Here is a 25178-nt window from a genome sequence, read left to right on the forward strand (position 1 = left end):
ATGTGGTGGGGACTACAGGGCTCGAACCTGTGACCCTCTGCTTGTAAGGCAGATGCTCTCCCAGCTGAGCTAAACCCCCACTTCGCAGACGCCGTATCCTCGGCGACGAAAATAATTATATCATAGTATCTCAGGTTTGTCAAGCATTTTTTGAAAAAAATTTTGAGATTTTTTGCTTTATTTAAAAAAGCGCTGAAAACAGCCCTTTTTCAGTGAAAAAAGCCGGGAGCCGTCGGCTCCCGGCTGAAAAAGTTTACCCCATTTTTATCAAATCATTTTTGCCGTGTCAGGCTTTAGCCGCCTTCTTCTCCTTTTTGCATACAAGCACCATGCATACAGCTCCGCACACTATTATCATCGGAAATACTGAGAGTATCAGCATCCAGAACTCATTTGTCCTGTACGCGAACTTCTCACCGTCTGCCTTGTAAGCAAAGGGAATGAACACCGTGTTCAGCACCGTATCTATCAGCATATGACACAGCGCCGCAGGATATACCGAGCCTGTCCGCTTGGTGAGCCACGTCAGCACAGCCGACCAGAATATGCACATTACTATCATTGCAATAAAGCCGCCGTAAGGGAAAAAGTCATAGTCCCTGCCGAAGTCGTAGCCGTAAGCAAGGAGAGGTCCGTGCCACAGAGCCCATATAATTCCCGTGACCACTATCGCCGCAGGAGTCGGCATGAGCTGTTCAAGCTTGGGCGTGAGATAGCCTCGCCAGCCCAGCTCCTCGCCGAGACCGTGAAAGGCAGTTGCGATACCGGATATTACAGCAATCAGCAGAGAAGCAATACCCATTACGGTATCGCTTGCGAAAGCGCTGTCGGAAATGCTTCCGTTCTCCACTATAAAAAGATGAAGTATCAGAGCGCTGACAAATGGCAGCACTATCGGATATATCGCTGCTGCCGCGTAGTATTTGCCGCTGCCTCGTTTTCCGAAGCCCAGCATTGCGTCACGGAAGCCCTCTCTTGTGACCAGTCTCGTGATAACAGAGGCTATGGCAGGATAGAGCATGAGGGTAGCTCCCCAGAACACATTCTTCACACTGCCCTGCTTGTCAGAGAATATCAGTTCCAGCGCATAAGCAGGAGCGAAAGCCAGTACAAGGTATATGAATACACGAAGGAGAGTTTTCTTCTTACTTGGCATAATTCTCAGCTCCTTTCAGGTACAGCTTCACGGATATCCTGTAGGAAAGGTAATACAGCGGCAGCACAGCCAGTGTGCATATGCCCACCCACAGCAGCAGCATTTTCAGCTTGTCCGGATCTCCAACAAAGGCAAACATTCTTTCCCAGAATGTATCCATGCTTGCAAAGACGGAGGTATCGCCGAAAAGCATATACACTATAAATCCAAGAATGGCAACACATACCGCCGTTATCTTTACCATGCTTCCCATTTTCACACCGAAGCGCACTATCAGCGGATACTCCACAGCTCTCATAAGCAGCTGCACATAGAACATCGCCGCAATAAGCACGGAAAGTCCGCTCGTTTGTCCCAATATCTGCTCAGTAAGTGCTATTTTCAGCGTTTCAAGGGTCACAACAAACATGGTGAACAGCATTGTGAACAGGTATTTCGCGCCTATATATCCCTTTATCCCCGAGGGGGTCGAGGTAACGAAGTAAGCCCACTTCTTTCTGTCGTCGCCGTTGAAAACTCCGCTCTGTATGCAGCCTGCCGTAATAAATACGAAAACGCAGAACACTCCCAGTATCATTGTCAGCGTTTTGTCAATAGTATCATCATCTTTTGCATCAACTACCGCAAAGATCGGAACTATGGAAAAGAACAGGTATGTCAGCAGAAACAAAAGTACAAGGCGGATATTGAGTTTGAATTCCTTATAAAGATATCCCGTCATCAGTAACGCCTCCTTCTGTACTCCTTAAGCGCCCACACATAGAACAGCGCCACTACGCCGACAACAAAGAACGGTGCGGCGATAAAGCATATTGTACGCGCCTTGTCAAAATAAGGCGCAAATACCTTTGCCATGGTCTCATCGGTGGCTTCACCGTACAGCCTTACTGCTTCGCTCATGCAGAATTTCGTGAATTTCCATGCAAAATATACGAAAGCCGCCATAAACGGTGCCAAAGCAAAAAGTGTAACAACTGCTCCCTTGTTCTGGTTTTTAAAGCGGAGCATAAGCGGTATCTCCGAAAAGCCTACGGTCATAACAGCGCCGATAATAAGGATATTCTTGATATGATCCGCACTTACAGGCATTTTAGCCGCAGCAGCTATTATCACCTCTGCGATAACAGCGAGCACAAGGCCTGCAAGCAGCAGTATACCGCGCACTATGAACTTTGACGCAATTATCTTCCTGTCGCTTATGGGCAGAGTATAGGAAAAAAGCTGCCAGCGTGACTGATAGTCCTTCTGAATGATATCATTATGTCCGTAGCCCATACCTACAAGGGCGATACACGCCGCATAGAAGTATGCCTGCGGATAGAATATCTCAATTACACCCTCTTCACCTTTGAGATTACCTGCATAAGTGCTTATGCACACAAGGGACATCATGGCAACGAATATGAAATAGACAAGAAGCGTGATAACGGTCGTCTTGCGTATAAGGTACAACTCACGGTAGATAAGACCTTTCATTCATCTCCACTCCTTTTTGTCCCGGTTTACATAAAATATCATTATATCCTCAAGAGTTGCGGGATCAATGACAGCTCCTGAGTATTTCCGGCTGCATGAAGCCTTGTCGGACACCATTATCTCTGCGCCGAAGTCGTTCAGTCTTGCGCTTACGATATCCTCGGCAGCTATATCCTTATAGTCGTCCTTTGTGCATTTGAGTATGCCGTGGTTTTCGAGTATATCGTCCTTGTAGCCGCTTATGAGCACCTTTCCCTTGTCGATAAATGTAACGCAGTCCGCGATCTTATCGAGGTCGGAAGTGATATGTGAGGACATGAGGATAGTGTTTTCCTCATTCTGCAAATACTCAAGGAATATATCCAGTATCTCGTTTCTCACAACAGGGTCGAGACCCGTGGTAGCTTCGTCCATGATGAGAAGCTTCGCATTATGGGACAGCGCAGACGCGATCTGCAGCTTCATCTTCATGCCCTTTGAGAACTTGCCGAACTTCTTCTTTCTCGGCAGCGCAAAGCGGTCAAGATAGCCGAAAAATGTATCCGTGCTCCACTCCTCATATATCTCCCGGAGTATCTTGTCGATAGCTATGGCATTGAGCCTGTCGTCGAAGGGCAGCTCGTCAAACACCGCAGCTATCTGCTTTTTTGCCTCGTATTCATCCTTTTCGCTGTCAAGACCCAGGAGACGTATCTCGCCCTCGTCCTTTTTCACGATATTGAGCAGGGCGTTTATGGTAGTGGTCTTGCCGGCGCCGTTCTGCCCGATAAAGCCCATAATAGAACCCTTAGGCACGCTGAAGCTCACCTTGTCGAGAGTAAAGCCGTCGTACCTTTTGGTCAGTTCCTTGATTTCAATAGCATTTTCATAGTCATTCATTGTCTTCCCCTCCGTAAATAAGATCAAGCATCTCCTTCAGCTCGTCGAGACTGAGCTCGCACTGTCTTGCCTTGTCGCATACCTGAGTGAGCAGAGCCTCTGTCTGGCGCAGGTACTCCTCCCTGAGAAGCTCGGTATTCTGCCCCTTTACAAAGCTGCCCTTGCCGGTATACGATTCGATAAAGCCGTCCCTTTCGAGATCCTCGTAAGCGCGTTTCGTTGTGATAACGCTTATCCGGAGCTGCTGTGCAAGTGTACGCATGGAAGGCAGAGCGTCCCCTGCTTTCAGCGCACCGTTGAGGATAAGTCCCTTTATCTGCGAGGATATCTGCTGATATATGGGCTCACCCGATGAATTACTGATGATAATATCCATAGTCCACCTCAATATTGTATATATACGTTATACACATTATAACATTTATACACACACTTGTCAATACCCTTGCAAAAATTTGTTTCACAAATTTTTGCAGTTGAGAGTTTAGAGTTGAGAATTGAGAGTTGTGGAGTCGCCTGCGGCGATATTATTTAAATAATGTGAGCGCAGCGAAAACATTAACTTTCAGCTCTCAACTCTCCACTCTCAACTCACTCAAATGTGTATATGATAGACAAATAAAAACAACCTTTTTTAGTCAAAATCGCCTATTTTTAAAAAATGATATAGACAAGCCGCAAAAAATAATATATAATATAATGTATATAACTCGGCATCCGTATGCCGTAAATGCGGAAACCGCAGTTGATCCTGCGGCTTCGGAGCACTAAAATATGAGAGTAATCACAGGCATTGCAAGAGGCCGCAAGCTTGTCGCACCGGAAGGTCTGGACGTCAGACCTACTGCCGACAAGGTAAAGGAAGGCATCTTTTCAGCCGTTCAGTTTGAACTTGAGGGAGCAAGAGTCCTCGACCTCTTCGCAGGAAGCGGTCAGATGGGTATCGAAGCCCTCAGCCGCGGCGCAGACCACGCTGTATTTATTGACAGCTCGCTCCGCTCGATAAGATGCGTAAACGAGAATCTGCGCAATACAGGCTTTGAACGGCAGTCAGAGGTCATAAACCGCGACAGCTATGATTATATCAGGCTGACCTCGCAGACCTTCGATATCATAATCCTCGACCCGCCCTACCGCCACAGCCATATCGCAAATATACTCCCCTTCGCAGCCAAAAAGCTCCGCGACGGAGGATTCATAATCTGTGAATACGAAAGTGACGCGGAAGAGCCGGCAGCTCCGGAGGGTATGACGCTGAGAAAGACCTACCACTACGGCAAGATCAATGTCACGATATTCTGCAAACCGTCCGAGGAGGTGGCTGAGAAATGAGAAGAGTTGCCGTTTGCCCCGGAAGCTTCGACCCTGTGACACTTGGACATCTTGACATCATCACAAGAGCGTCAAAGCTCTTCGATAAGGTGATCGTCCTGATATCAAGGAACGCAGGCAAGGCACAGCCGAGCTTCACGGCTACGGAGCGTATGCTTATGATAGAACAGGTCACACGCGACCTTGATAATGTAGTAATAGATATACTCGACGGTCTCCTCGCAGACTATGTGAGAAACGTCGGCGCTATCGCTATCGTCAAAGGACTCAGAGCCGTCAGTGACTTTGAATATGAGTTCCAGATGGCACTCGCAAACAAGAAGCTGTACGAGGGCGCAGAGACAGTATTCCTTACGACAGCTTCGGGAAATATGTATCTCAGCTCCAGTCTGGTAAAACAGATAGCATACTTCGGCGGCGATATAAGTCACTTCGTTCCCAACGAAATACTCGATGATATAAAACAAAGACTAATTAAAGAGAGGTAATTAATATGAGCATTGATGAGATTTTAGAAGAAATGGACGAACTGCTCGACAAGGCAGGCTCAGTTCCCTTCGTATCACACAAGAAGGTCATCGACGGAGAAAGAATGAGAGAACTCATTAACGACGTCCGCCTTAATATGCCTCACGAACTCAAGGAGGCAAAGAAGATCGAATTCGACTGCCAGCGTATCCTCAACGAAGCAAAGCTCAATGCGGAATCAATAATCCGCAAGGCTGAGGAGCGTGCCGCTCAGATAGTGTCAAGAGAAGCTATTGTTACTGAGGCAAAGAAAAAGGCACTCGATATGATCACCAAGGCTCAGACAGCGGCAAAGAACCTTCAGCAGAACGCTGCCACCTCAGTTGCCAAGATGCTCAACGACACCGAGAGCTATTACTCAAGGAACCTCCAGAGCATAAAGGTCGTAAAGAGCAAGCTGGGAAGCGCTGTGTCATCAGGTCTCAGCATGAACAGCACAAACGACAAGAAAAACGGCATACAGTAAGTTATAAGCGGTACTCCTCAGAGTACCGCTTTTTTGTGTGAGAGCAGCCTGATTTTTAAAAATAATCTTTTTAATAGGTATTGTAAAACCCGTTTGTTTGTGATATAATTATTTAGTGCAGCGGCCGCTCTGAATATGCCGCAGCAATTTTTACCAAAGGAGTGATGACCATATGGTAGGCTTTGAAAATCATATCGGAAAGATAACTATATCGGAAAATTACCTCACTGAGCTCGTCAAGCACGCCGTGACCGACTGCTTCGGAGTCTCTGACGTGAGCAATGTAAGCACCTTCCGTTCAGCAGTCTCCGCCCTAACAGCAGGCAAGGCTTTCAGGAAGAACAAGGGTGTGCTCATACGTACCGATAAGGACGGCGGTCTCGTCATCGACCTCCATATCAAAGTGACCTATGGCACAAATATCACTGCTGCCGTAAACAGCATTACCCATAAGGTCAGCTTCACCGTAGAGGAAGCTGCAGGAATAGATGTACACAAGGTCAACGTATACGTTGACGACCTTAACGCATAAGGCGTAAAGGTATTTCACCTGTTTGCAGGATTGGAGGACTTAACTGTGATAAACGGTTCATTACTCAGGGATGCGATAATCTCCGCTGCCGTTACTATTGCCAACAGGAAGCGCGAGGTGGATGAGCTGAATGTTTACCCCGTTCCGGACGGCGATACAGGAACCAATATGTCAATGACCATAGGCAATTCAATAGCCGAACTGAAACGTCTTGACTCAAAGGCTCCGGTATCCGAGGTAGCATCAACGGCTGCGTCGGCATTTCTGAGAGGCGCAAGAGGAAACTCCGGCGTTATACTTTCACTTATATTCAGAGGCTTTTCAAAAGGACTCGCCGGCTGCAAGGAAGCTGGCAGCGAGAACTTCAGCGACGCTCTCGGCTACGGAGTGGAGGCTGCCTACAAGGCTGTAATGAAGCCTGTAGAGGGTACTATACTCACCGTTGTCAAGGCTGCTTCCGCAAAGGCTGATGAAATATGCGCCGAGACAAACGACGTGGTAACATTCTGGGAAGAGGTCTGCGACGAGGCAGAGGCTACTCTCGCAAAAACTACTGATATGCTCCCTCAGCTTAAAAAAGCAGGAGTCGTTGACGCAGGCGGCAAGGGTCTCTGTATTATTTTCAGAGCGATGTGCGACGTTTTCGCAGGCGGAAAAATCGCCGAGCCCGTTGAAGCTCCCACAGCTCAGGAAAGCTCGCAGGATTCGTTCAGAACAGCTGTCAGCGAGTACGACGACGATATAACATATACATACTGTACCGAATTCATGCTCGAAAAGGACGCGGGCTGTCCCGACGCTTCCATACTTCGCGCATATCTTGAAACTATAGGCGACTGCGTAGTTGTAGTTGACGACGAAAAGATAATAAAGGTACACGTACATACTGACAATCCCGGAAAGGCTATACAGAAAGGTCTTGAATTCGGACATTTCACAAACGATCCCCGTCCGAAGATAGAGAATATGCGTATACAGCACGAAAACAAGGTCAGGGACGCACAGGCTGCCGAGGCAGGTCTTACTCCCGCAGAGCCTGAGAAGGAGTTCGGTTTTGTTGCAGTTGCAGCAGGTCACGGTCTCGAAGCAATGTTCACAGACCTTGGAGCGGACGTCGTTGTCAAGGGCGGTCAGACTATGAATCCCTCTACAGACGATATTCTCCGTGCTATACTCAGGACTCCTGCCAATACAGTATTCGTTCTTCCCAACAACAAGAATATAATAATGTCAGCTGAACAGGCTGTAAAACTCACAGACAAAAAGGTTTGCGTGCTCCAGACAAGGACTATCCCTCAGGGCATAGCAGCTATGCTGGCTTTCGACGACAGCCGCAGCCTTAACGAGAATCGCAAGGATATGACAAGAGCCTTCGAGAAAGTATCAACGGGTCTCATTACCTTTGCCGCAAGGAACTCTGAATTTGAGGGTCATCAGATAAAGGAGGGAGAGATACTCGCTCTCGACAACGGCAAGCTCTCATTCACCGAGCGCGATATCAACAAGGCTACATACAAGCTCGTAAAGAAGCTTGCAAAGGGCGATGTGAACTATATTACGCTTATCCACGGCGCGGACGTGTCCGAGGACAACGCGGAAGAGCTTCAGAAGTTCATACAGTCCAAGCTCGGCGACAAGATAGAAGTAATGCTCGTAAACGGCGGTCAGCCTGTTTACTACTATATTATTTCCGTAGAATAAAAAAACGGGCGTGATGATATGTTCATCACGCCCATGTTTTATATTAAAGGAAAAACCAGCCATAAAAGCCGCGATGCTGCTTTTATGGCTGACTGCTTTTTATTACGGACCGGTTCAGCTTTTAAGAGCCTTTTCCAGCCAGACATTTGCGATGTCGAGAGCTTCATAAAGTCCGCACTCACGCTCTGCGTTCTTAACGAAAGCCTTGAGCGGGTCGGGTTCATTTGTGTCCATCTGAACGACTCTTACCTTTGAAGTCATCTGTTCACCGTTTTCATCTTTAGTTTCAAGGATCTGGATAAATATAACATAAGGGTCGGACATATAGCCGTAGTATAACTGATTTCCGTTTCTTACAAGCGGATAGCCCTTATATGTGTTGAATTTTTCGATCATTCTATACCTCCCTGGAAATTACCATCTCGTGACGAAATCGTCATCCGTATCTATTCTGCGTATATTGTCCAAAAGGACGCCGACATATGACTTTGTACAGTAATACTTGCTCTCACCGTTTACAACTATGAGCGAACGCATTACCGAGTCATCATAAAACTCGTATGTCATTGTCTTTCCCGTATATGAATCGCTGTACTTTATAACAGCGTCCGGCTCGCCCTCAGGAACAGGCACACCGAGCGCAAATTCCTCAGCATTTGTACCTGCAAGGAACGAATAGAACTTCCTGAACCTCTCGGAGCTGAAATCATTGCCGTTGAATGTTACCTTGAAATCAGACGATGAGGGAGTATCCGGTTTATTATCCGGGTCAGCAGGCTTTATGACAAACTCTGCCTTCTCTCCTCCGCCGCTTACTGTCATATCTGTTATGTTCCATACATAAGCGTTTATGAGCATTCTTGTTGCCACATCTATGGGCTGAACAGTGAGCCACGGAGCTTTTTCGGCAGGTATGATGTATATTGTATTGCCGCCCTCAAGCATTCCATAGCAGCACTTGTTTCCTGAGTTATCAGAAAATACCTTGCCGAGAAGGAGTACGAACTTTTTGCTGCCGCAGTCAACCGAGACCCTGCAGAACGGGTCGCTGAGTCCGGCTTCCTTTATATCCCCGTCCTTGCAGTGGATAACGTATATACCGGAAGCAGTAAGCCCGAACATACCTGTTATGACATTTTCCGATGTTTCAACATTGAGGTAGCTCTCCGTTGGAAGCAGCATCTTGTGAGAAGATGAAGTACCGCCGGAATAAGCATTCTCGCTCATGGGATCATATTCGATAAGGATATCGCTCTCCATGTCACTTCGCTCTATCCTGAGGCTTTCAACCTTTGGCTGATCTCCGTCAATGGTCGAGTCGATCATTGTCCTGTCAACAAAGTCGGTGACTGAATTGCTGTAATTCAATACGGTTGAGCTTTCAACTATATATACATCGTTCTTTCCGTCCACCATAACGTACTCTCCGTCGTCCGAAGGAGCAGTATCGCCCACGAAGAACCTGACTGTATTGCCGGATTCATATGTCATGTCAACTGTGGCAGTCGGTTTGGAAAATCCGTACTTTGAAACGTCGTCGCAGTCTCTCGCCACAACGGATTTGGCTGTAAGACCGTTTCCGTTATTGGCAAGAGTACCGATCATGAGTTCCTTTAATTTCAGATCGGAATATCCCTCAAGGGTATATACCGGTTCCGAACCATCAGCAGGAGCTGATTTCATAACTACTGTAAGCTCGCCCTCGCTGTTTTTTACGACTACTTTTTTTACAGTTCCCTCCTGACCGTTGTCGCTTACCAGTACCGTTCCGGAACCGTCGGCAACAGTAGCCAGCAGTGTAGGTGTCGCAGGGTCGCTGCCGCCCTCCTCAGGCGATAACTTCATGTAAGCGTAGCCTCCGCCCAGCAGCGCCGCAAGCACTGCACTCAGAGCGATTATACCCTTTGCTTGCTTTTTCATTACTTATTCCTTCTCCTTAACAGTACGATTACGCCTGCAGCAGCAACCAAGAACGGGAGTACCCATACAACTATTATCTGTATAGTCTTTGCCTGCTTTGCAGTAGGAGCAAGGAATGAGCTCTGGAGATTCTTATCGGGAATGATAATGCTGTTTTCCTTGCCTGACATCTTGTTTATGATATTGATAAGGACATTTGCATTATTGAATCTTGTAGTGTTCTGAATATATACCGCGTCAGTCATAAGTGAGCTTCCGATCACGAGGAGCTCGCTTCCGAATACCTGAAGCTGCTCTGAATCCTCTTTTCTCGAAAGCATAACGATCGGCTTTGCGCCCTTGTCGTCGGTATTCTGGGTTCTTTCTATCATATCGACCGTATATGAAGTAGCCGATGATGACAGTATAGTTTTTACGATGTCGCCGTTGTTCTTCTTGATCTCAGAAAGCTCCCTCGGAAGCTCCGCAACTATGGAAAGCTTTTCGTTAGGCATAGTTCCGACTGAATCGGCATCGGTTATATCAATGGCGATTCCGACGTGCTGATAATACTGATCGTCGTAAAAAGCCTTGACCTTATCGTCCTCATCGTGAACGTACCTGTTTTCGACCTTTATGCTCCAGTCGGAAAGGAACTCTGCGATATTAGGCAGATCAGTCTGACTGTAATCCGGAACATAAATCATGTTCCTGTCGTAATGTCCGCCGTTGAAAAGGAAATCGCTCATTTTCTTTATGACATCGTCAGTAAAGTCAACGGTAGGAGCAAATACAACGAGCATATCGTAATCCATGGGGTCTAATGTGTCATTGGCGATATCAATCTCCTTGCATTCATAGCCGTTCTTTTCAAGGAGATCCTTCTCAAAGCTGTTTATAGCGTCTTCAGAAGAAACCGACTGTGAATCGTAGAGCGGAGCGCCGTTTATGGTCTTTGCAAACGCAACTCTTACAGGACTGATATCCGTTACGTTCATTATAGCTGATGTCAGTACGCTCTCACCGACAAACAGACATTTGAACTCGCCGTTTTTCATTGCGTTTTCGTCAGGCTTGAGCAAATTTATAACTTCCTGCTCAGCAAGGACCCTTACTCTGTCCCCTGAACTGATGATGATAGCACCGCTGCCTATATCACCGCTGTAATTCTGCTTATACTTGTTTATAACATCAGGGTCGATGTTCATATCCACGTATTTGACATTTATACTGCCCTTGCTCTGTGCGGCGTATACCGAATACTTTTCGAGCAGCTCAGGTATCATCTCGAACGGGATCTCAGCCTGAACACCGTACTGCGCGTAATAGCTCTCAGCCTGCGCCCTGCGGGTATCAAAATAATCCTTTGTCGCCGTGACGGTTATATCAACGTCCTTTTCAATATTTTTAAGAACGCTAATGGTCTGGTCGGTGAGCTCATATCTGTTGTCGGGAGTAATGTCGAGATTGATGGGAGAGCGCTTTGCGAGAGCGTTGACCATGACGTTGATAACAACAACTATAGTGAGAACAAGGGCGATGATGATGTAGAACATCGTTCCGTACTTGAACTTTCTTGAACCAAATGCCCCCAGTTTGTTCTTTATCCAGCCTGAAGAGGCACTCTTTCCGGCTGTCTCGCCGCCGACGTCAGTCGTACCGGTGACATTTTCCAGTGAATCGCTGTTTATATCCTCGGCAGTATTATTTGCGTTTTTCTTGCCGGTATCATTTTTACTCATCTGTATACAAACCTTCCTTTCACGAGTCTCAGCTCCAGCGTCTCTTCTCAAGCACCTTGACGGTGAGGAAGTTGAAGACGAAGGCTACGCTGACAAAGAACAGCACACTTGTAAGGCTGAACACGCCTCTTGTGAATTCAATATACCTTGAATAGAAGGATATATTTGTAACTGCCTTGTAGACAAGTTTAAGATATCCTGACTTGGAATTTGCAAAGCCGGATACCAGTGATTCCGAAAGGTAGAGAACGAAAAGCACTACCAGACATACTACCGCGGAAGCCATCTGATTCTCGGTAAGAGAGGAGATGAAAAGTCCAACAGCAATGAACGCAGCTCCGAGGAAGAGCATTGCGAAATAATTGCCCAGAAGCGACGGCCATATAACGTCGCCGAGGTAGTTGATAACGAATGCGTATATAAAGATCACAGACTCAGCAATAACATACAGTGTAAGCGCTGCAAAGTATTTGCCGAGCACGATCTCCCACAGACCTATCGGAGCTGTGAGAAGCCCCTGATCCGTCTTGTTCTTTTTCTCCTCGCTGAGAAGCTTCATTGTGAGCACGGGTATCAGGAACAGAACGATAATGAACATCGAACCGAACAGATTTGAAGTATCCGCATTTCCTGCCGCGATCACCGTATTATAGAAGAATATCCCTGAAACGAGCCAGAACACAGTCAGAAATACATAAGCCACGCCGGATGTGAAGAAGGCGCCTATTTCACGTCTGTAAATCGCCAGCATTATTCCTCACCTCCGTTGCTTTCTTCTGAGCCTTCCTTATTCTCAGTATCTTTTTCCTCTTCATTGACAGCATTGAGAGAGCCATCCTCGCCGACCTTCAGATCAAGCTTAGGAGCCGGTCTGCTCTTCTTTTCTGCATCCTTTTCAGAACCTGTATCTGTCATTGTGATCTTCATGAAGATGTCCTCAAGAGTGAGGTCTGAGAGCTGGAGCATAAGGATATTCCAGCCGTTTTCTGCACAGATGCGGTTGATCTCACGGCGGACGTCGGTCTTGCCGTCGGTCTCGACATCATAGTCGTAAATGCCCTTTTCGCGCTCCATATCAGCACGTATATACTTTACGCCGCTTATACCCTTTACAGCATCAGTGATAAGGCGCTTATCATCTGCGGTATGAGTAGGACCCTCGATACGAAGAGTCATCTTGTGCTCGTTGGTGATATCCGAAGCTATCTCCTCGGCAGTACCGTCTGCTGCTATCTGTCCCTTGTTTATAATGATTATCCTGTCGCATACCGCCTGTATCTCAGGCAGTATATGTGACGAAAGGATAACCGTATGTCTCTTTCCGAGCTTCTTGATAAGAGTTCTTATCTCGATTATCTGCTTAGGGTCGAGACCGACAGTAGGCTCGTCAAGAATGAGCACGGGCGGATTGTTTATAAGAGCCTGTGCCAGTCCTACTCTCTGGCGGTAACCTTTTGAAAGGTTCTTTATTATCCTGTCCTTTACGTCGTATATCTTACAGAGATTGCACACATCCTTGAGATGTGCCTTTCTCGGAAGCTTGCACTTTTTCAGATCGTAGATGAAGCTGAGATAGCCCTCGACTGTCATATCCACATAAAGGGGCGGTATTTCAGGAAGATATCCGATATTTGCCTTTGCCTTCTTGGGATCCTCAAGGATATCAACGCCGTCTATCAGAACCTCTCCGGCTGATGACGAGATATATCCTGTCAGCATATTCATCGTAGTCGACTTTCCGGCGCCGTTAGGACCGAGGAAGCCGAGTATCTCACCCTTTTCGACCTTGAAGCTTATATTGCTCACAGCGAGCTTGTCGCCGTATGATTTAGTAAGGTTTCTGACCTCTATCATTGGGTTTGACCCTCCTTATTGCGTATGTTGACGGCACATGATATCAGGTGCCGTTATAGTTCACAGCAACTACAATGTTAATACTTTTTTGTGATAACAGAGTGAAAGTGCTGCGAATTTTTTACAATATATTGATGGCAGACTTTATATCCGCGCCGATCTGTTTTTTCAGTTCCTCAACAGAACCGAATTTCATCTCAGGACGGATGAATCTTTTAAGTCTTACCTGAAGCGGACTTCCGTAAAGGTCTCCCGAAAATCCGTGTATATAGGTTTCTGCAAGCGGTGCGCCGCCGTAATCCACGGTAGGCTTCACACCGATATCCGTAATGGACGGATATTTTTTTCCGCCGGTCACAGTCTCCGAAGCGTATACTCCGAACCTGGGCACGAGTTGTCCCCTGCCGAAGAGCTGATTTGCTGTAGGGAATCCGATAGTGCGTCCGAGCTGAGCTCCGCGGCTCACTTCCTTAAAAATAAGGTAAGGCGCTCCGAGAAAAAGCTCCGCCTTTTCCATATCGCCCTTAGAGACAAGCTCGCGTATCAGCGTTGAGGATACTCTCTGACCGCAGCAGCAGATATCCTCCACCGCCATGACCGAGAAACCGTATTTTTTTCCGTATTCCCGGAGCTTATCCACTCCGCAGGCAGCTCCACTGCCGAAACGGAAATCATAACCGCAGCACACAAAGGCAGCGTTCAGCTCTCCGCACAGGATATCCCTTGCGAAGCTGTCGCCGTCCATGCCGCGGATATCCGCAAAATCAGGTGAAAGCACCCGTCCGATACCGCATTCCTTTTCAAGTATGGAGCTCTTTTCGTCCGTGCTGTAGATATAGCCTGCCGCCCCCTTGTTCACTGTACTTTCCGGCGGAAAGGTAAAAGCGCAGGGCTCCAGCCCGTCGGCTCTCCTGTCAGCGGCAGCTTTCAGTACAGCCCGGTGTCCGAGGTGTACTCCGTCAAAAAGCCCTAAAGCAACAGCTGTTTTCTGATATCCCATTCTGTCACCCTAAATTCTTTCCGATACGGAGCTCTCCGCTGTCAAAGTCCGCAAAGGCAGTGCCGATGAAGCCGCCGTCGGAGCCGTAGACCCCGTAGCAGTCAGCCTCCCTGACTATGCCGTGCACTCTTGATATATCGAGCTTTACACCGTTTCTGTACATTCTTGTCTGAGCCTCGCCAAGTCTCAGCTTAGGCAGCTTCTCAAACACTCTTTCTATGGGGAGTATCAGCTCACCCAGTCTGTCCTCGTCTCTTGCCTGCTGTATCTCCTCAAGGCTGTGGCAGTCGGCAAGAGTAAAGCCGCCGGAGGAGGTCCTTACAAGCGAGGTCATTATCCCTCCGCAGCCCAGCTTATCACCGATATCGCTGATAATGGTCCTTATATAAGTGCCCTTGCCGCAGGCTATGGACATGACTCCCTCACGGGCAGCCTCGTCGTATTCCTCCAGCACAAGGCTTTCAACTTCTATCTCACGTGCCTGACGCTCCACCTCTATGCCCTGTCTCGCAAGGTCATAAAGGCGCTGACCGTTCACCTGAACAGCCGAATACATCGGAGGAAGCTGCATTATCCTGCCTGTAAAGTCAGGCAGCACAGCCTCTATCTGTTCCCGTGAAACAGCCTTATCCGAGCTTTCTCGCACCTCGCCCCATACGTCCTGAGTATCCGATACTGCTCCCAGACGGAAGCCTGCACGGTAGCTCTTGGTATTGTCCGGCATGATATCGCAGGCTTTTGTCGCGTTGCCCACGAATACCGGCAGAACGCCTGTAGCCATAGGGTCGAGGGTACCGCCGTGACCGAGACGCTTTATACGCAGTATACCGCGGAGCTTCGCAACAACATCAAAAGAAGTAAAGTCCTGCGGCTTATTCACGCAGAGTATCCCGTTCATTCGCCAAGCGCCCTTTTTACAGAGTCTATAAGCTTCTGCTTTGCGTCCTCAAGAGGTCCGCTTATGGTGCAGCCGGCAGCCTTCGCGTGACCGCCGCCGCCTATGGACTGGCATATAGCCGATACGTTGACGTCGTTGGCAGAACGGAATGAGCATTTGTATACTCCGTCCTCACGCTCGCGCATGAGTATGCCGACCTCTGTATTCTCCAGCTGTATGGTCAGCGGAGCGAAGCCCTCCAGCTCCTCCATTGAAACGCCCATATCCTTCATCATATCCTGCGTTACCGCAGCGATAGCAAGCTTTCCGCCGAGGCAGTATTCCATGAGCTCGTTCACCTTCGCTTCGAGCTTCAGTCTGCCCATTGACTTGACATCGAACATATAGCGGTTTATCCTTGCAAAATTAATATCGTAGCTGCGCATCATCTCAGCCGCTATCTCATGAGCGTGAGGAGTTGTGCAGTCGTACTTGAAGCAGCCAGAATCCGTAGCGATACCGGTATAAAGGCACATAGCGCAGTGCTTTGTGATCTTTACGCCCATATACTTTGCAAGGTCGTATATTATCTCGCAGGCTGCCGTAGCGTCAGCACGGAGTATGGTATTCTCTGCGTAGTTGTTGTTTGATATATGGTGGTCGATGCAGAGCTGCACCTTTCCGCCGTAGATGTCCTTATAATCGCCCATAAGCGTCTCATCGGCTATATCCACCGCGATAATGGTCTTTGGTTCAAATTCCTCACCGGCTCCGACACTGGTGAGGAAGTCGTAGCGCGACGGGAAAACATCGTGACATACGACTCTGCTGCGGATACCCATCTGAGCAAGGATATCCTTCATCGCAAAACCTGCGCCTATGCAGTCTCCGTCCGGATTGCGATGAGTTATTATAACTGCGTCCTGGCAGTTTCTGAGAAAGAGCTCAGCCTCACTGAAACCAATGAACATACAAAGCCCTCCTTAAAGCAGGTCGTGGAGCTTCTTGCTTATCTCCGCGCTTCTCTCGATAGAGTTGTCAGCGATAAAAGTAAGCTCCGGCGCCTTGCGCATTTTAAGTCTGTGGAAAAGCTCCCGCTTTACAAAGCCTGCGGCGCTTTTCAATCCCTCAACCGATTCCTTTGCCCTCTCGATACCGTCAAAGCTGGAAACGTATATCTTGCAGTTTGACATATCGCCTGAGAGGTCAGCTCTTACGATAGTGAGCATCTTGTCTATTCTCGGATCCTTCAGCTCGCGGAGAATAGCAGTCATCTCACGTTTTATATCTTCAGCCATACGGCTGTTCTTGAAATTAGGCATCTTATTCCTTCCTGTCGTTACAGTTTGACGGTAAAGCCGCCTCCTGCTGTCTCTTCGTGTTTATCGGACTCGGCAGATTTTTCCTTTTTTGAGGACGCCTTTCCGGCAGCCGCCTTTTTTGAAGCAGGCTTTTTTGCAGTTGTTTTCTTAGCCGCGGTCTTCTTTGCAGCAGGCTTCTTTGTCGTCTTTGCCGCTGTTTTTCCCTCAGGCTCCGCTCCGGCAGCTTCAGCCTCAGCCTCAGCTGCTTCAACAGCCGCCGTACCGTCGGGATCGTTGAAGAATCCGCCTGTAAACATCTCCGCCGAGAACGCCTCGTCCTCAGGAGTAGCGCTGTAATCGGGAATATCGTCGTCGCCCTCTTCGCCGTAGTAGATATCGGCATAATTTCCGTACTCAGGCTCAAGCTCCACATCACGTACCGGACGCTCTATGCCCATAAGGTCGTCTGAATACTCCTCCGGCTCCTCCATTGCGCTGCACTGACCGAGAAGTATCTTCTTTACCGATTCAAAGAAGAATATATCTATCGGTCCGAAATCGTCCCAAGCCAGTGCCTCGTTGCAGTACTGCAGCATATCTGCCGTACTCATTCTGCTGTTATCCATAAGAAATTCCCCCTTTGATCATTATATAAAGCAATAAATCATTAATCCTCGCGGTACTCCTCGACGATATACGTCTCGAAGATATCGCCTTCCTTGACATCTGAGAACTTTTCAAGGCTGATGCCGCATTCGTATCCTTCGGCAACTTCCTTTGCGTCGTCCTTGAAGCGCTTGAGTCCTGCGATCTCGTCGTCGGCGATGATAATGCCGTCACGCACTACGCGGACCTTGCTTCCTCTTGTTACCTTTCCGCTGAGAACGTAGCTTCCTGCTACCATACCGACATTGGATATCTTGTATACCTGACGGACCTCGACTCTTCCCAGCTCAACATCGCGGAACTTGGGAGCGAGCATACCCTTCATGGCTGTGGATATCTCCTCGATAGCGTCATAGATTATGCGGTAAAGTCTGATGTCCACTCCGTCTCTTGCGGCATTCTCCGCCGCAACGGGATCCGGTCTTACGTTGAAGCCGACGATGATAGCGTTTGAAGCTGCTGCCAGCATTACGTCGCTCTCCTTTACGGCACCTACTGCTCCGTGGATAACTCTTACTCTTACCTCATTGTTTGAGAGCTTTTCAAGGGACTGCTTTACAGCCTCCACAGAGCCCTGAACATCCGCCTTGACAACGATTGGTAGCTCCTTGATCTCGCCCTCTGCGATCTGGCTGAACAGGTTGTCAAGAGTTACCTTGCGATAAGCGTTGAACTGCTCCTGCTTAGCCTCGTGCTTTCTCTGCTCCACCAGCTCTCTTGCGAGTCTCTCGTCCTCAACGGCATTGAAGATATCGCCTGCGCTGGGGACCTCTGCAAGACCTGTGATCTCAACAGGCACGGAAGGACCTGCTGTCTTAACAGATCTGCCCTTGTCGTTGGTCATTACACGTACTCTTCCCACAGCGGTACCTGCTATGAGCACATCGCCCTGCTTCAGTGTACCGTTCTGAACGAGAAGCGTTGCGATAGGACCTCTGCCCTTATCAAGACGGGCTTCGATAACGGTACCCTTTGCAAGTCTGTCGGGATTTGCCTTCAGCTCCTTGACCTCAGCGACGAGGAGAACATTCTCAAGAAGGTCGTCGATACCCTCGCCGGTCTTTGCCGATACGGGAACGCAGATAACGTCGCCGCCCCAGTCCTCGCATACGAGATCATACTTTGTGAGCTCCTCCTTGATACGGTCGGGATTAGCTCCCTCCTTATCCATCTTGTTGATAGCAACGATAATGGAAACTCCCGCAGCCTTTGCGTGATTGATGGACTCGACTGTCTGAGGCATGATACCGTCATCAGCTGCGACAACGAGGATAGCGATATCAGTGATATTCGCGCCTCTTGCACGCATTGAAGTGAAAGCTTCATGTCCGGGAGTATCAAGGAAGGTGATGTCCTGTCCGTTGATATTCACCTGATAAGCGCCGATATGCTGCGTGATTCCGCCTGCCTCGCCTGCTGCTACATGAGCGTTTCTGATACGGTCGAGTATGGAAGTCTTACCGTGGTCAACGTGGCCCATAACCACAACGACAGGGCAGCGGGGCTGGAGGTTTGTATCGTCGTCGTCGGTATCGTCGATAAGACGCTCCTCAATTGTAACGATTACCTCCTTCTCAACCTTTGCGCCCATTTCGTCTGCAACGATAGCGGCTGTATCAAAGTCGATCTCCTGGTTTATGGAAGCCATTACGCCCAGCTTCATGAGCTGCTTGATAACATCAGTTGCCGTAGCCTTCAGACGTGTAGCGAGTTCTCCAACAGTTATGCTGTCGGGGATAAGCACCTTGAGCTGCTGCTTTCTTGCCCTTTCGAGCTCCAGTCTCTTCAGCTTCTCGGTCTCAGACTCCTTCTTCGAGAACTGCTGACGTGTTCTCTGAGCTGACTTCTGATTTATCTTCTGCTTCTTTGAAGAGTAGTTGTCGTTCTTGTGCTTGTTCGATGTAGCCATCTGGTCGTATCTCTCGTTGTACTTGTCGAGATCAACGTAGCTTCCTCTTGTATCAACTGTACGGCGCTGAGTGGAGGTCTGGGCTGTCTCAGAGCTGAACGCGGCGTTGAACTTTGTACGCTCGCCTCTGTCCTGAGCCTTTGCCTGCTCCTTCTTCTTGTCCTTCTTCTTGTCGTTCTTCTTTTCCTGAACGGGAGCGCCTGTCTTGGGAGCTTCCTTTGCCGGAGCAGCTTCCTTTGCCGGAGCAGCTTCCTGCTTCTTCTCAGGCTCTGCCTTGGGAGTATCCTTTACAGGCTCGGCAGGCTTTTCCTCAGTTTTGGGAGCTTCCTTTACGGGAGCAGTTTCCTGCTTTTTCTCCGGCTCTGCCGCCTTTACGGGAGCAGCCTCGGCAGACTTTGTCTCCTTCTTCGCGGAAGCAACAGCCTTCTTTTCAGCAGGCTTTGCTTCAGACTTCTTCGCAGCGCTTTTCGGCTCTTCCTTTTTCTCCTCCTTAGGAGCGGCAGCCTTCTTTTCTTCCTTCTTAGGCTCTGCCGGCTTCTTCTCGGCAGACTTCTTTGCAGCCGGTTTCTTCTCCTTTGGAGCCTCTGTGTTTTCAGGACGCGGATCGTTCTTGGAATTGAAGTAGTCGTTGAACGTATTGACTGTATAGCGCTCCTTTGTATAGTGTTCGAGTATCGAATTCATCTCTTCCTCTGTGAGAGCAGAACCCGTTTTTTTCTTGTTATCACCTTTCTCCGCAAAGAGATCTATGATCTCCTGTGCAGGGATATTCAGATCTTTTGCAGCGTCGCTTAACTTTATTTTTTTTGCCATAGGCTTGATTACCTCCATGATATCTGCCGCGCGAATATGCGGCGTCATAATAAGAAATATTTTTGCATGAACATCTATTTCAACGCATTACTGCGATACATCAGATATTATCTTTTCAAAGCCGTCTGCGAAGCCCTTGTCGGTAACTGCGACCACACCTGTTTCCTTGCCGCAGAGACGTCCGATATCGTACTTGCTCGCCTCGGTGCGGAAATGCTTTATACCGTATTTTTCGCAGTAAAACGAGGCTTCCTTAACAGTTTTTTCAGAGGCGTCCGAAGCAGTAAGTATACAATGAGCCGTACCGTTTTTTGCAGCCTCGACAGCGCTGTCGAAGCCCTTGACCGCCTTGCCCGCTCTCAGGCATATGCCGAGCAGATTAATCGTCCTGCGGTTCTTTTCCGAGCTCATCCATCATCACCTCGTATACGCTTTCCTCTATCCTGCATGAGAATGACTTCTCGAAGCGTCTTGCCTTTCTTGCCTTTTCAAGACATTCCGTACTGCGGCAGATATACGCTCCTCTGCCGGCAGCCTTACCCTTGAAATCGAGACTGATATCTCCCTCCGGGGACTTCACCACGCGGATAAGCTCCTTTTTGGGCTTCATCTCATTGCAGCCGAGGCACATTCTCATGGGTATTTTTTTCGGCTTCATAATTATTCCTCGTCAGCAGCGGCTTCCGTGCTTTCCTCTGTCTCTGCCGGTTCAGCATCAGCAGCCTCTGCGTTTTCGGAAGCAGTCTCCTCTGTCTCCTCCTCCGGTGGAGCAGCTTCAAATACAGGAGCCACAAAATCAGGGCTGAGTTCGGGAGCTTCCTCGTTCGTAACTGTATCGAACTGAGGCTTTATGTCGATCTTGAAGCCTGTGAGCTTTGCTGCGAGCTTTGCGTTCTGACCCTTGTTGCCGATAGCAAGCGAGAGCTGATTGTTGGGAACTATAACGGTACATGACTTCTCTTCCATTGAAGTGATGACTGTCTTGAGCACCTCCGCGGGAGCAAGAGCTCTTGCGATGAATTCCTCCGGTACTTCGCTCCAGGGGATTATGTCGATCTTTTCTCCGTTGAGCTCATTCACAACAGCTGTTATTCTTGAACGCTTGGGACCTATGCAGGCACCGACCGCGTCTACGTTCTCGTCCTTTGACCATACGGCTATCTTTGTTCTCGAACCAGCCTCACGGGATATGGACTTCACCTCGACAGTGCCGTCATATATCTCAGGGACTTCCTGCTCGAAGAGTCTCTTCACAAGGTCCTTGTGGGTACGTGATATCTTTACGACAGGCTTCTTGTTCTTGCCGATGATACCTGTGATGTATACCTTTACCATCTTGCCTTCTTCGAGGTTCTCGCCGGGTATCTGTTCGTTGCGGAAGAGATAGAGCTCGGTTCCGTCGTATACGACTGTTACCGTGCCTCTGCCGGGTTCTACCTGAGAGACCTTGGCTGTTATGCACTCATGCTCCTTCTGCTCGAACTTGCTGAGCATCTGCTCACGGTTGATCTCCCTGAGGTCTCCCTTTATGGACTGCTTTGCGGAGAGAGCCGCCATTCTTCCGAGCTTTGATATATCAAGCTCCTTCATTATAGTGCCGCCCACCATAGCATTGGGGTCCATAGTCCTTGCGACGTCAATGTTTACCTCGTTTTCGTCGATAGGCTCATCGTCGATGATGTCCTGTCTGATATACATTTCGAACTTCTTCGTTTTCGGATCTATCTCGACTGTGATCCTCTCCTCGCTGTGGGGATAAGCTCTTCTTGCAGCCTTTAACATAGCCGACTTCACTTTTTCAATAAGAAGATCAGTCTCCACGCTGTTTTCCTCGCCGAGAGCCTCAAGCGCCTTGAAAAAGTCCTTATTCATGTTCATGTCTGTAAATTCCTCCAGTATATTTTATTTTGTTTTTTTACATTTCAGAAATCAAGATACAGCTTTACGAAAGCTATATCCGCCAGCGGAAACTTCTTTTCCTCGCCGCTTTCGAGAACGACTGAAACGCCCTCCTTGTCCGCGCCGCTGAGCTGAACAACTATTTCCTTTTCACCGTCTACAGCTCTTATAAAGCGCACTCTTACGGTATCGCCCTTACAGACCTCGAAATGCTCCTCCTTGACAAGTTCGCGTTCAAGGCCTGCCGAACCCACCTCAAGCATATAGCTCTGAGCTATGGGATCCTTCTCGTCGAGTATGTCGCTTATGGGAGCGTTGGCACGTTCGCAGTCCGCAATAGTTATCCCCTCGTCCTGATCGATGAACACTCTCAGGTACCACATCGCGCCTTCCTTCTCATAGCACACGTCCCAGAGATAGTAGCCGAGCTCGTCGGTGATAGGCTTTATAAGCTCGTATATCTTTTGTTCCGTACCGCCGAATTTTTTGAATTTCATAGGCATTTTCCCCGATATACAGGGTATCTCCTTTCTCTGTAAAGTTAAAGTAGCGATATAAATACTAAAGACCGGAAGGCTTCCGGTCTTTGGGTTTACTATCATCATAAAGTATTATACCACTGTTTTCCGCAAAAATCAAGTGTTTTTCGGAAATTTTTTCAAAAAAGCGAAGTTTTTTCCGCAAAGCGCAGTCTGCGCTGCGATGACAGCGTAAAAAAGCTCCTCTCACAGCCATGCGGCGGCTCTGAGAGGAGCTCGTATCTATTATCAAATCCCATTTTATTTCCCTGTCACAGCTTATATCGTATGCCTTGAATCAATTCCAGAATATCACTCGGATACTCTGTATTTTTCAAGTTTTACAGACGCGCCTTCTGCATATGCTACCAGTACGAGCTTTGTGATCTTTCTGCTCATAAGCTCCCACTTGCCTGTAACATCTGAAAAGCGCCAGTTTTCAACGATGCGGTTGCCGCCCTTTGTCCAGCCTGTTATTTCCTTTCTGAGTCTGTAGCTGTAGTCAAGATAGTACTCTGTCTTTGTAACTCTGCTGACAAGAGACGTATTATAAGCAGGATCGTTGAGCTGTGTTCTGCTTACCAGTCTGCCCTTCCATACACCGTTGACCTTTCTGAAGTTTGTCCAGTATTCAATGATGTATCTGCCGTCAGTAGTATAGCCGATAACAATAGTTACCAGTTTGTTGTTGGAATCATAATATGAGTATCTTGCGATCTCTTCGACGACCTGTGTTGCCTGCAGGATATAAAACTGAACATCAGGTACAGAAGGCTTCCTCAGATCTCTGATATCAGGCACTCTTTCATAGAACAGCCTTATTTTCGGAAGCTCAGGGATAGTCGGATTGTCAGGATCTATCGGTATTCTTGTGTCGATATCGAGAGTGCCGTACTGTAGCTTGACTGCTGCTGTATCGATCTTTCTGAGGTCAGCCTTATTGAGATCATATTTTATGCTCTTTTCAGGAATGATAAATCTGTCTGCCGCACTTGCGGAAAGTGAATTTGCCATTGGAACTGCACACATTACTGTAGCTGCGATAGCTGCAAAAGACTTCTTGAAATTAACCTTCATAATAATTCTCCTTTACTGATAAAATTGTTTTAAAAACCTTTCGGTCATATCGTTTTGACTTCTTGTTTCTGATGTTTGATGTTTATGTCAGCTTTGTACGTTTAGGTGTTGCGCAACCCTATGCTTTTATTATACTCGGAAACAGGCTTTTGAAAAGATGATGATTGTCACTTTGCGGATTACATTTGTATCCTTCTCAATGACAATTGTAACAATGAACGGCAGAAATGGTCAGACAACCTCGTATAAAGTCCGGATATAAGGACAGGCGGCTCTGTGAGCCGCCTGCGTATGTTTATTCTTCTATTCTTTTCAGTCCACCGTGATCCCCAGCTGCGGACAGGATATCAAGCCCGACTCATGTATCTTAAAGTCAAATTCATAGCTCTCATCAGGCTCTTCATTCAAAAAATTCTCTACATCCCTTCTGTAATATACATTATGACTGAATTTAAACTTTCCCTTATATCCGCCGAAATCTATTACAAAAAGGGAATCGGGGCATATATCATTTCCCCATGTTTCATTGGAAAATGGGTATTTTATCCCTTCACTGAACATTACATTCTGTTCGTCTCCGACATAATCAGAAGCAATCAGAATATGCGGAAACGCATCAAAGGAATACTTTGTAATATAGATCTCAAGTTTTACATCGCCGTACTGCTTTGAAAAACGGTTATACCCCTTTATTTCATCGCCGAATTTATATCCTGCATACAGCGAATCCTCAAGGATATTGTCTCTGTAATAATGCACGGACGGATATACTATCATGTCTTTCTTCTGTTTGATCATTATTGCTCCGGAAATTATCCATATCAGTATCATCCCGATGATCGCTCCCAGAAGTGTTATCATCACAAACTTCACAGGCGACATCATTGGCTTTATGTCAGCTTCCCTGCCCTCCGCAAGACGCTTGTTTATCCTGCGTTTGTAAGCCGCTTTGTATATTGCAAATGCCATGATCAATATCATGACCAATATAAGTATCAATGCTGCTATAGGCATAATGATACTCAAAATGTCTGTTTTTTCTTTCATGCTTACCCCTCCTTAAATACCTAAGAATTCCTTGAATATGTAATAGTACGTCCTCGTCACGTCCACCTTCGCTCCGTTCTTCATGGTCAGCATGAACTTCTGCGACAGCGCGGGACGTATGCTCTTTATGTGCGATACGGACACTATCACCGAATTGCTCACGCGGATAAACTCCTTGGGGTCGAGTATCTCTTCAAGTCTGCGAAGAGTTTCCGTGAGTTTATACTCCTCCTCGCCGCAGTATGCCACTATATCATGCGCAAAGCTCTCTATATGCGAGATGTCTTTTGTTTCGAGCCTGTATATCTCATCGCCGCGCCGCGCTATAAGGTGTGATACCGTAACATTGCTCTCCGAGAGTATCAGCTCCGCTGAATCGTCTATCTCGATCCCCTTTTTTATGAGCTCAGCCGCGATCTGGTCGTAGTGTTCGTCGCTTACAAGTAATCTTATCTTCATTTTCAGCTGACCGCCTCCTTGTTCCCTGTATCATTGATAAGCTTATC

Annotated in this window: 28 protein-coding genes and 1 tRNA gene; 5 read left to right on the plus strand and 24 right to left on the minus strand. The window is 47.8% G+C overall.

The window, feature by feature from the left end; translation table 11 throughout:
* Window positions 1-3 precede the first annotated feature (3 nt).
* The 6 genes from QZZ36_RS08275 to QZZ36_RS08300 form a co-directional block, all read right to left on the minus strand.
* Window positions 4-79: transfer RNA gene (locus tag QZZ36_RS08275), tRNA-Val, on the minus strand.
* 207 nt (window positions 80-286) lie between these two features.
* Window positions 287-1156 carry a type II CAAX endopeptidase family protein gene (locus QZZ36_RS08280; protein WP_295079817.1) on the minus strand — a complete coding sequence of 290 codons (870 nt, stop codon included), beginning with the start codon at window positions 1154-1156 and terminating at the stop codon, window positions 287-289.
* A complete protein-coding gene (locus QZZ36_RS08285; RefSeq protein ID WP_295079819.1) occupies window positions 1146-1877 on the minus strand; it encodes an ABC-2 transporter permease in 732 nt (243 codons plus the stop codon). Before QZZ36_RS08285 ends, QZZ36_RS08280 begins: the two co-directional genes overlap by 11 nt.
* Window positions 1877-2632, minus strand: a complete 756-nt coding sequence (locus QZZ36_RS08290) for an ABC-2 transporter permease (RefSeq protein WP_295079829.1) — start codon at window positions 2630-2632, stop codon at window positions 1877-1879. The genes QZZ36_RS08285 and QZZ36_RS08290 overlap by 1 nt, the downstream gene beginning before the upstream one ends.
* Window positions 2633-3511, minus strand: a complete 879-nt coding sequence (locus tag QZZ36_RS08295) for an ABC transporter ATP-binding protein (protein ID WP_295079831.1) — start codon at window positions 3509-3511, stop codon at window positions 2633-2635.
* Window positions 3504-3887, minus strand: coding sequence for a GntR family transcriptional regulator (locus tag QZZ36_RS08300; RefSeq protein ID WP_295079833.1), 384 nt, complete (start codon window positions 3885-3887; stop codon window positions 3504-3506). The genes QZZ36_RS08295 and QZZ36_RS08300 overlap by 8 nt, the downstream gene beginning before the upstream one ends.
* Window positions 3888-4285: 398 nt before the next feature.
* Between QZZ36_RS08300 and rsmD the strand changes: the two genes are divergently transcribed.
* From rsmD to QZZ36_RS08325, 5 genes are all read left to right on the plus strand, one after another.
* Window positions 4286-4843, plus strand: coding sequence for a 16S rRNA (guanine(966)-N(2))-methyltransferase RsmD (gene rsmD / locus QZZ36_RS08305; RefSeq protein WP_295079835.1), 558 nt, complete (start codon window positions 4286-4288; stop codon window positions 4841-4843).
* The gene (coaD, locus tag QZZ36_RS08310) at window positions 4840-5331 is read left to right on the plus strand and encodes a pantetheine-phosphate adenylyltransferase (RefSeq protein ID WP_295079837.1); all 492 of its coding nucleotides are present in this window, start codon (window positions 4840-4842) and stop codon (window positions 5329-5331) included. The genes rsmD and coaD overlap by 4 nt, the downstream gene beginning before the upstream one ends.
* A gap of 5 nt (window positions 5332-5336) precedes the next feature.
* A complete protein-coding gene (locus QZZ36_RS08315; protein WP_295079839.1) occupies window positions 5337-5837 on the plus strand; it encodes a vacuolar-type H+-ATPase subunit H in 501 nt (166 codons plus the stop codon).
* A 172-nt stretch (window positions 5838-6009) separates the two neighbouring features.
* Window positions 6010-6369 carry an Asp23/Gls24 family envelope stress response protein gene (locus QZZ36_RS08320; RefSeq protein ID WP_295079842.1) on the plus strand — a complete coding sequence of 120 codons (360 nt, stop codon included), beginning with the start codon at window positions 6010-6012 and terminating at the stop codon, window positions 6367-6369.
* A gap of 45 nt (window positions 6370-6414) precedes the next feature.
* Complete coding sequence (locus QZZ36_RS08325) at window positions 6415-8070, plus strand: DAK2 domain-containing protein (protein WP_295079844.1); 1656 nt, start codon at window positions 6415-6417, stop codon at window positions 8068-8070.
* Window positions 8071-8184: 114 nt separating this feature from the next.
* Here QZZ36_RS08325 and QZZ36_RS08330 read toward each other — a convergent pair whose 3' ends face one another.
* From QZZ36_RS08330 to QZZ36_RS08415, 18 genes are all read right to left on the minus strand, one after another.
* Window positions 8185-8466, minus strand: coding sequence for a hypothetical protein (locus QZZ36_RS08330; protein WP_295079847.1), 282 nt, complete (start codon window positions 8464-8466; stop codon window positions 8185-8187).
* 18 nt (window positions 8467-8484) lie between these two features.
* Window positions 8485-9990: a DUF4340 domain-containing protein gene (locus QZZ36_RS08335; RefSeq protein ID WP_295079850.1), complete on the minus strand. Its 1506-nt coding sequence runs from the start codon at window positions 9988-9990 to the stop codon at window positions 8485-8487.
* Window positions 9990-11711 (minus strand): GldG family protein, encoded by a 1722-nt coding sequence (locus QZZ36_RS08340; protein ID WP_295079853.1) that lies wholly within the window; start codon window positions 11709-11711, stop codon window positions 9990-9992. Before QZZ36_RS08340 ends, QZZ36_RS08335 begins: the two co-directional genes overlap by 1 nt.
* A 28-nt stretch (window positions 11712-11739) precedes the next feature.
* A complete protein-coding gene (locus QZZ36_RS08345; RefSeq protein WP_295079856.1) occupies window positions 11740-12462 on the minus strand; it encodes an ABC transporter permease subunit in 723 nt (240 codons plus the stop codon).
* On the minus strand, window positions 12462-13565 hold the full coding sequence (locus QZZ36_RS08350; RefSeq protein WP_295079859.1) for an ATP-binding cassette domain-containing protein: 1104 nt from the start codon (window positions 13563-13565) through the stop codon (window positions 12462-12464). The genes QZZ36_RS08345 and QZZ36_RS08350 overlap by 1 nt, the downstream gene beginning before the upstream one ends.
* Window positions 13566-13686: 121 nt before the next feature.
* Window positions 13687-14565 (minus strand): riboflavin biosynthesis protein RibF, encoded by an 879-nt coding sequence (gene ribF, locus QZZ36_RS08355; RefSeq protein ID WP_295079862.1) that lies wholly within the window; start codon window positions 14563-14565, stop codon window positions 13687-13689.
* Window positions 14566-14569: 4 nt separating this feature from the next.
* On the minus strand, window positions 14570-15463 hold the full coding sequence (gene truB, locus QZZ36_RS08360; protein ID WP_295079866.1) for a tRNA pseudouridine(55) synthase TruB: 894 nt from the start codon (window positions 15461-15463) through the stop codon (window positions 14570-14572).
* The gene (locus tag QZZ36_RS08365) at window positions 15460-16413 is read right to left on the minus strand and encodes a DHH family phosphoesterase (RefSeq protein WP_295079869.1); all 954 of its coding nucleotides are present in this window, start codon (window positions 16411-16413) and stop codon (window positions 15460-15462) included. The genes truB and QZZ36_RS08365 overlap by 4 nt, the downstream gene beginning before the upstream one ends.
* A 12-nt stretch (window positions 16414-16425) precedes the next feature.
* Window positions 16426-16764: a 30S ribosome-binding factor RbfA gene (rbfA, locus tag QZZ36_RS08370; protein ID WP_295079872.1), complete on the minus strand. Its 339-nt coding sequence runs from the start codon at window positions 16762-16764 to the stop codon at window positions 16426-16428.
* Window positions 16765-16781: 17 nt separating this feature from the next.
* On the minus strand, window positions 16782-17369 hold the full coding sequence (locus QZZ36_RS08375; RefSeq protein WP_295079875.1) for a hypothetical protein: 588 nt from the start codon (window positions 17367-17369) through the stop codon (window positions 16782-16784).
* Window positions 17370-17410: 41 nt separating this feature from the next.
* Window positions 17411-20131: a translation initiation factor IF-2 gene (gene infB, locus QZZ36_RS08380; protein ID WP_295079878.1), complete on the minus strand. Its 2721-nt coding sequence runs from the start codon at window positions 20129-20131 to the stop codon at window positions 17411-17413.
* An 87-nt stretch (window positions 20132-20218) separates the two neighbouring features.
* Window positions 20219-20542 (minus strand): ribosomal L7Ae/L30e/S12e/Gadd45 family protein, encoded by a 324-nt coding sequence (locus tag QZZ36_RS08385; RefSeq protein WP_295079882.1) that lies wholly within the window; start codon window positions 20540-20542, stop codon window positions 20219-20221.
* Window positions 20511-20789, minus strand: coding sequence for a YlxR family protein (locus QZZ36_RS08390; protein ID WP_295079885.1), 279 nt, complete (start codon window positions 20787-20789; stop codon window positions 20511-20513). Before QZZ36_RS08390 ends, QZZ36_RS08385 begins: the two co-directional genes overlap by 32 nt.
* Before the next feature lie 2 nt (window positions 20790-20791).
* Window positions 20792-22009 (minus strand): transcription termination factor NusA, encoded by a 1218-nt coding sequence (gene nusA, locus QZZ36_RS08395; protein ID WP_295079889.1) that lies wholly within the window; start codon window positions 22007-22009, stop codon window positions 20792-20794.
* Between the two features lie 44 nt (window positions 22010-22053).
* On the minus strand, window positions 22054-22527 hold the full coding sequence (rimP, locus tag QZZ36_RS08400) for a ribosome maturation factor RimP (protein WP_295079892.1): 474 nt from the start codon (window positions 22525-22527) through the stop codon (window positions 22054-22056).
* A 333-nt stretch (window positions 22528-22860) separates the two neighbouring features.
* Window positions 22861-23625, minus strand: a complete 765-nt coding sequence (locus QZZ36_RS08405) for a hypothetical protein (RefSeq protein WP_295079895.1) — start codon at window positions 23623-23625, stop codon at window positions 22861-22863.
* Between the two features lie 312 nt (window positions 23626-23937).
* Window positions 23938-24672 carry a hypothetical protein gene (locus QZZ36_RS08410; protein ID WP_295079899.1) on the minus strand — a complete coding sequence of 245 codons (735 nt, stop codon included), beginning with the start codon at window positions 24670-24672 and terminating at the stop codon, window positions 23938-23940.
* A gap of 12 nt (window positions 24673-24684) precedes the next feature.
* Window positions 24685-25131 carry a LytTR family DNA-binding domain-containing protein gene (locus QZZ36_RS08415; protein ID WP_295079902.1) on the minus strand — a complete coding sequence of 149 codons (447 nt, stop codon included), beginning with the start codon at window positions 25129-25131 and terminating at the stop codon, window positions 24685-24687.
* Window positions 25132-25178: the final 47 nt, after the last annotated feature.

Origin of the sequence: Ruminococcus sp. (assembly GCF_016287535.1) — a bacterium.
GTDB lineage: Bacteria > Bacillota > Clostridia > Oscillospirales > Ruminococcaceae > Ruminococcus.

Bases quoted from the DNA above. Each gene is read 5' to 3' on its own strand.
- QZZ36_RS08315 (WP_295079839.1), top strand. From the start codon at position 5,337: ATGAGCATTGATGAGATTTTAGAAGAAATGGACGAACTGCTCGACAAG.
- QZZ36_RS08340 (WP_295079853.1), bottom strand. From the start codon at position 11,711: ATGAGTAAAAATGATACCGGCAAGAAAAACGCAAATAATACTGCCGAG.
- nusA (WP_295079889.1), bottom strand. From the start codon at position 22,009: ATGAACATGAATAAGGACTTTTTCAAGGCGCTTGAGGCTCTCGGCGAG.
- truB (WP_295079866.1), bottom strand. From the start codon at position 15,463: ATGAACGGGATACTCTGCGTGAATAAGCCGCAGGACTTTACTTCTTTT.
- QZZ36_RS08365 (WP_295079869.1), bottom strand. From the start codon at position 16,413: ATGTTCATTGGTTTCAGTGAGGCTGAGCTCTTTCTCAGAAACTGCCAG.
- QZZ36_RS08375 (WP_295079875.1), bottom strand. From the start codon at position 17,369: ATGGATAACAGCAGAATGAGTACGGCAGATATGCTGCAGTACTGCAAC.
- QZZ36_RS08320 (WP_295079842.1), top strand. From the start codon at position 6,010: ATGGTAGGCTTTGAAAATCATATCGGAAAGATAACTATATCGGAAAAT.
- QZZ36_RS08350 (WP_295079859.1), bottom strand. From the start codon at position 13,565: ATGATAGAGGTCAGAAACCTTACTAAATCATACGGCGACAAGCTCGCT.
- QZZ36_RS08290 (WP_295079829.1), bottom strand. From the start codon at position 2,632: ATGAAAGGTCTTATCTACCGTGAGTTGTACCTTATACGCAAGACGACC.
- rbfA (WP_295079872.1), bottom strand. From the start codon at position 16,764: ATGCCTAATTTCAAGAACAGCCGTATGGCTGAAGATATAAAACGTGAG.
- rsmD (WP_295079835.1), top strand. From the start codon at position 4,286: ATGAGAGTAATCACAGGCATTGCAAGAGGCCGCAAGCTTGTCGCACCG.
- ribF (WP_295079862.1), bottom strand. From the start codon at position 14,565: ATGGGATATCAGAAAACAGCTGTTGCTTTAGGGCTTTTTGACGGAGTA.
- QZZ36_RS08295 (WP_295079831.1), bottom strand. From the start codon at position 3,511: ATGAATGACTATGAAAATGCTATTGAAATCAAGGAACTGACCAAAAGG.
- rimP (WP_295079892.1), bottom strand. From the start codon at position 22,527: ATGAAATTCAAAAAATTCGGCGGTACGGAACAAAAGATATACGAGCTT.
- QZZ36_RS08335 (WP_295079850.1), bottom strand. From the start codon at position 9,990: ATGAAAAAGCAAGCAAAGGGTATAATCGCTCTGAGTGCAGTGCTTGCG.
- QZZ36_RS08280 (WP_295079817.1), bottom strand. From the start codon at position 1,156: ATGCCAAGTAAGAAGAAAACTCTCCTTCGTGTATTCATATACCTTGTA.
- QZZ36_RS08300 (WP_295079833.1), bottom strand. From the start codon at position 3,887: ATGGATATTATCATCAGTAATTCATCGGGTGAGCCCATATATCAGCAG.
- QZZ36_RS08330 (WP_295079847.1), bottom strand. From the start codon at position 8,466: ATGATCGAAAAATTCAACACATATAAGGGCTATCCGCTTGTAAGAAAC.
- QZZ36_RS08405 (WP_295079895.1), bottom strand. From the start codon at position 23,625: ATGAAGGTTAATTTCAAGAAGTCTTTTGCAGCTATCGCAGCTACAGTA.
- QZZ36_RS08285 (WP_295079819.1), bottom strand. From the start codon at position 1,877: ATGACGGGATATCTTTATAAGGAATTCAAACTCAATATCCGCCTTGTA.
- QZZ36_RS08385 (WP_295079882.1), bottom strand. From the start codon at position 20,542: ATGAGCTCGGAAAAGAACCGCAGGACGATTAATCTGCTCGGCATATGC.
- infB (WP_295079878.1), bottom strand. From the start codon at position 20,131: ATGGCAAAAAAAATAAAGTTAAGCGACGCTGCAAAAGATCTGAATATC.
- QZZ36_RS08345 (WP_295079856.1), bottom strand. From the start codon at position 12,462: ATGCTGGCGATTTACAGACGTGAAATAGGCGCCTTCTTCACATCCGGC.
- QZZ36_RS08390 (WP_295079885.1), bottom strand. From the start codon at position 20,789: ATGAAGCCGAAAAAAATACCCATGAGAATGTGCCTCGGCTGCAATGAG.
- QZZ36_RS08410 (WP_295079899.1), bottom strand. From the start codon at position 24,672: ATGAAAGAAAAAACAGACATTTTGAGTATCATTATGCCTATAGCAGCA.
- coaD (WP_295079837.1), top strand. From the start codon at position 4,840: ATGAGAAGAGTTGCCGTTTGCCCCGGAAGCTTCGACCCTGTGACACTT.
- QZZ36_RS08415 (WP_295079902.1), bottom strand. From the start codon at position 25,131: ATGAAGATAAGATTACTTGTAAGCGACGAACACTACGACCAGATCGCG.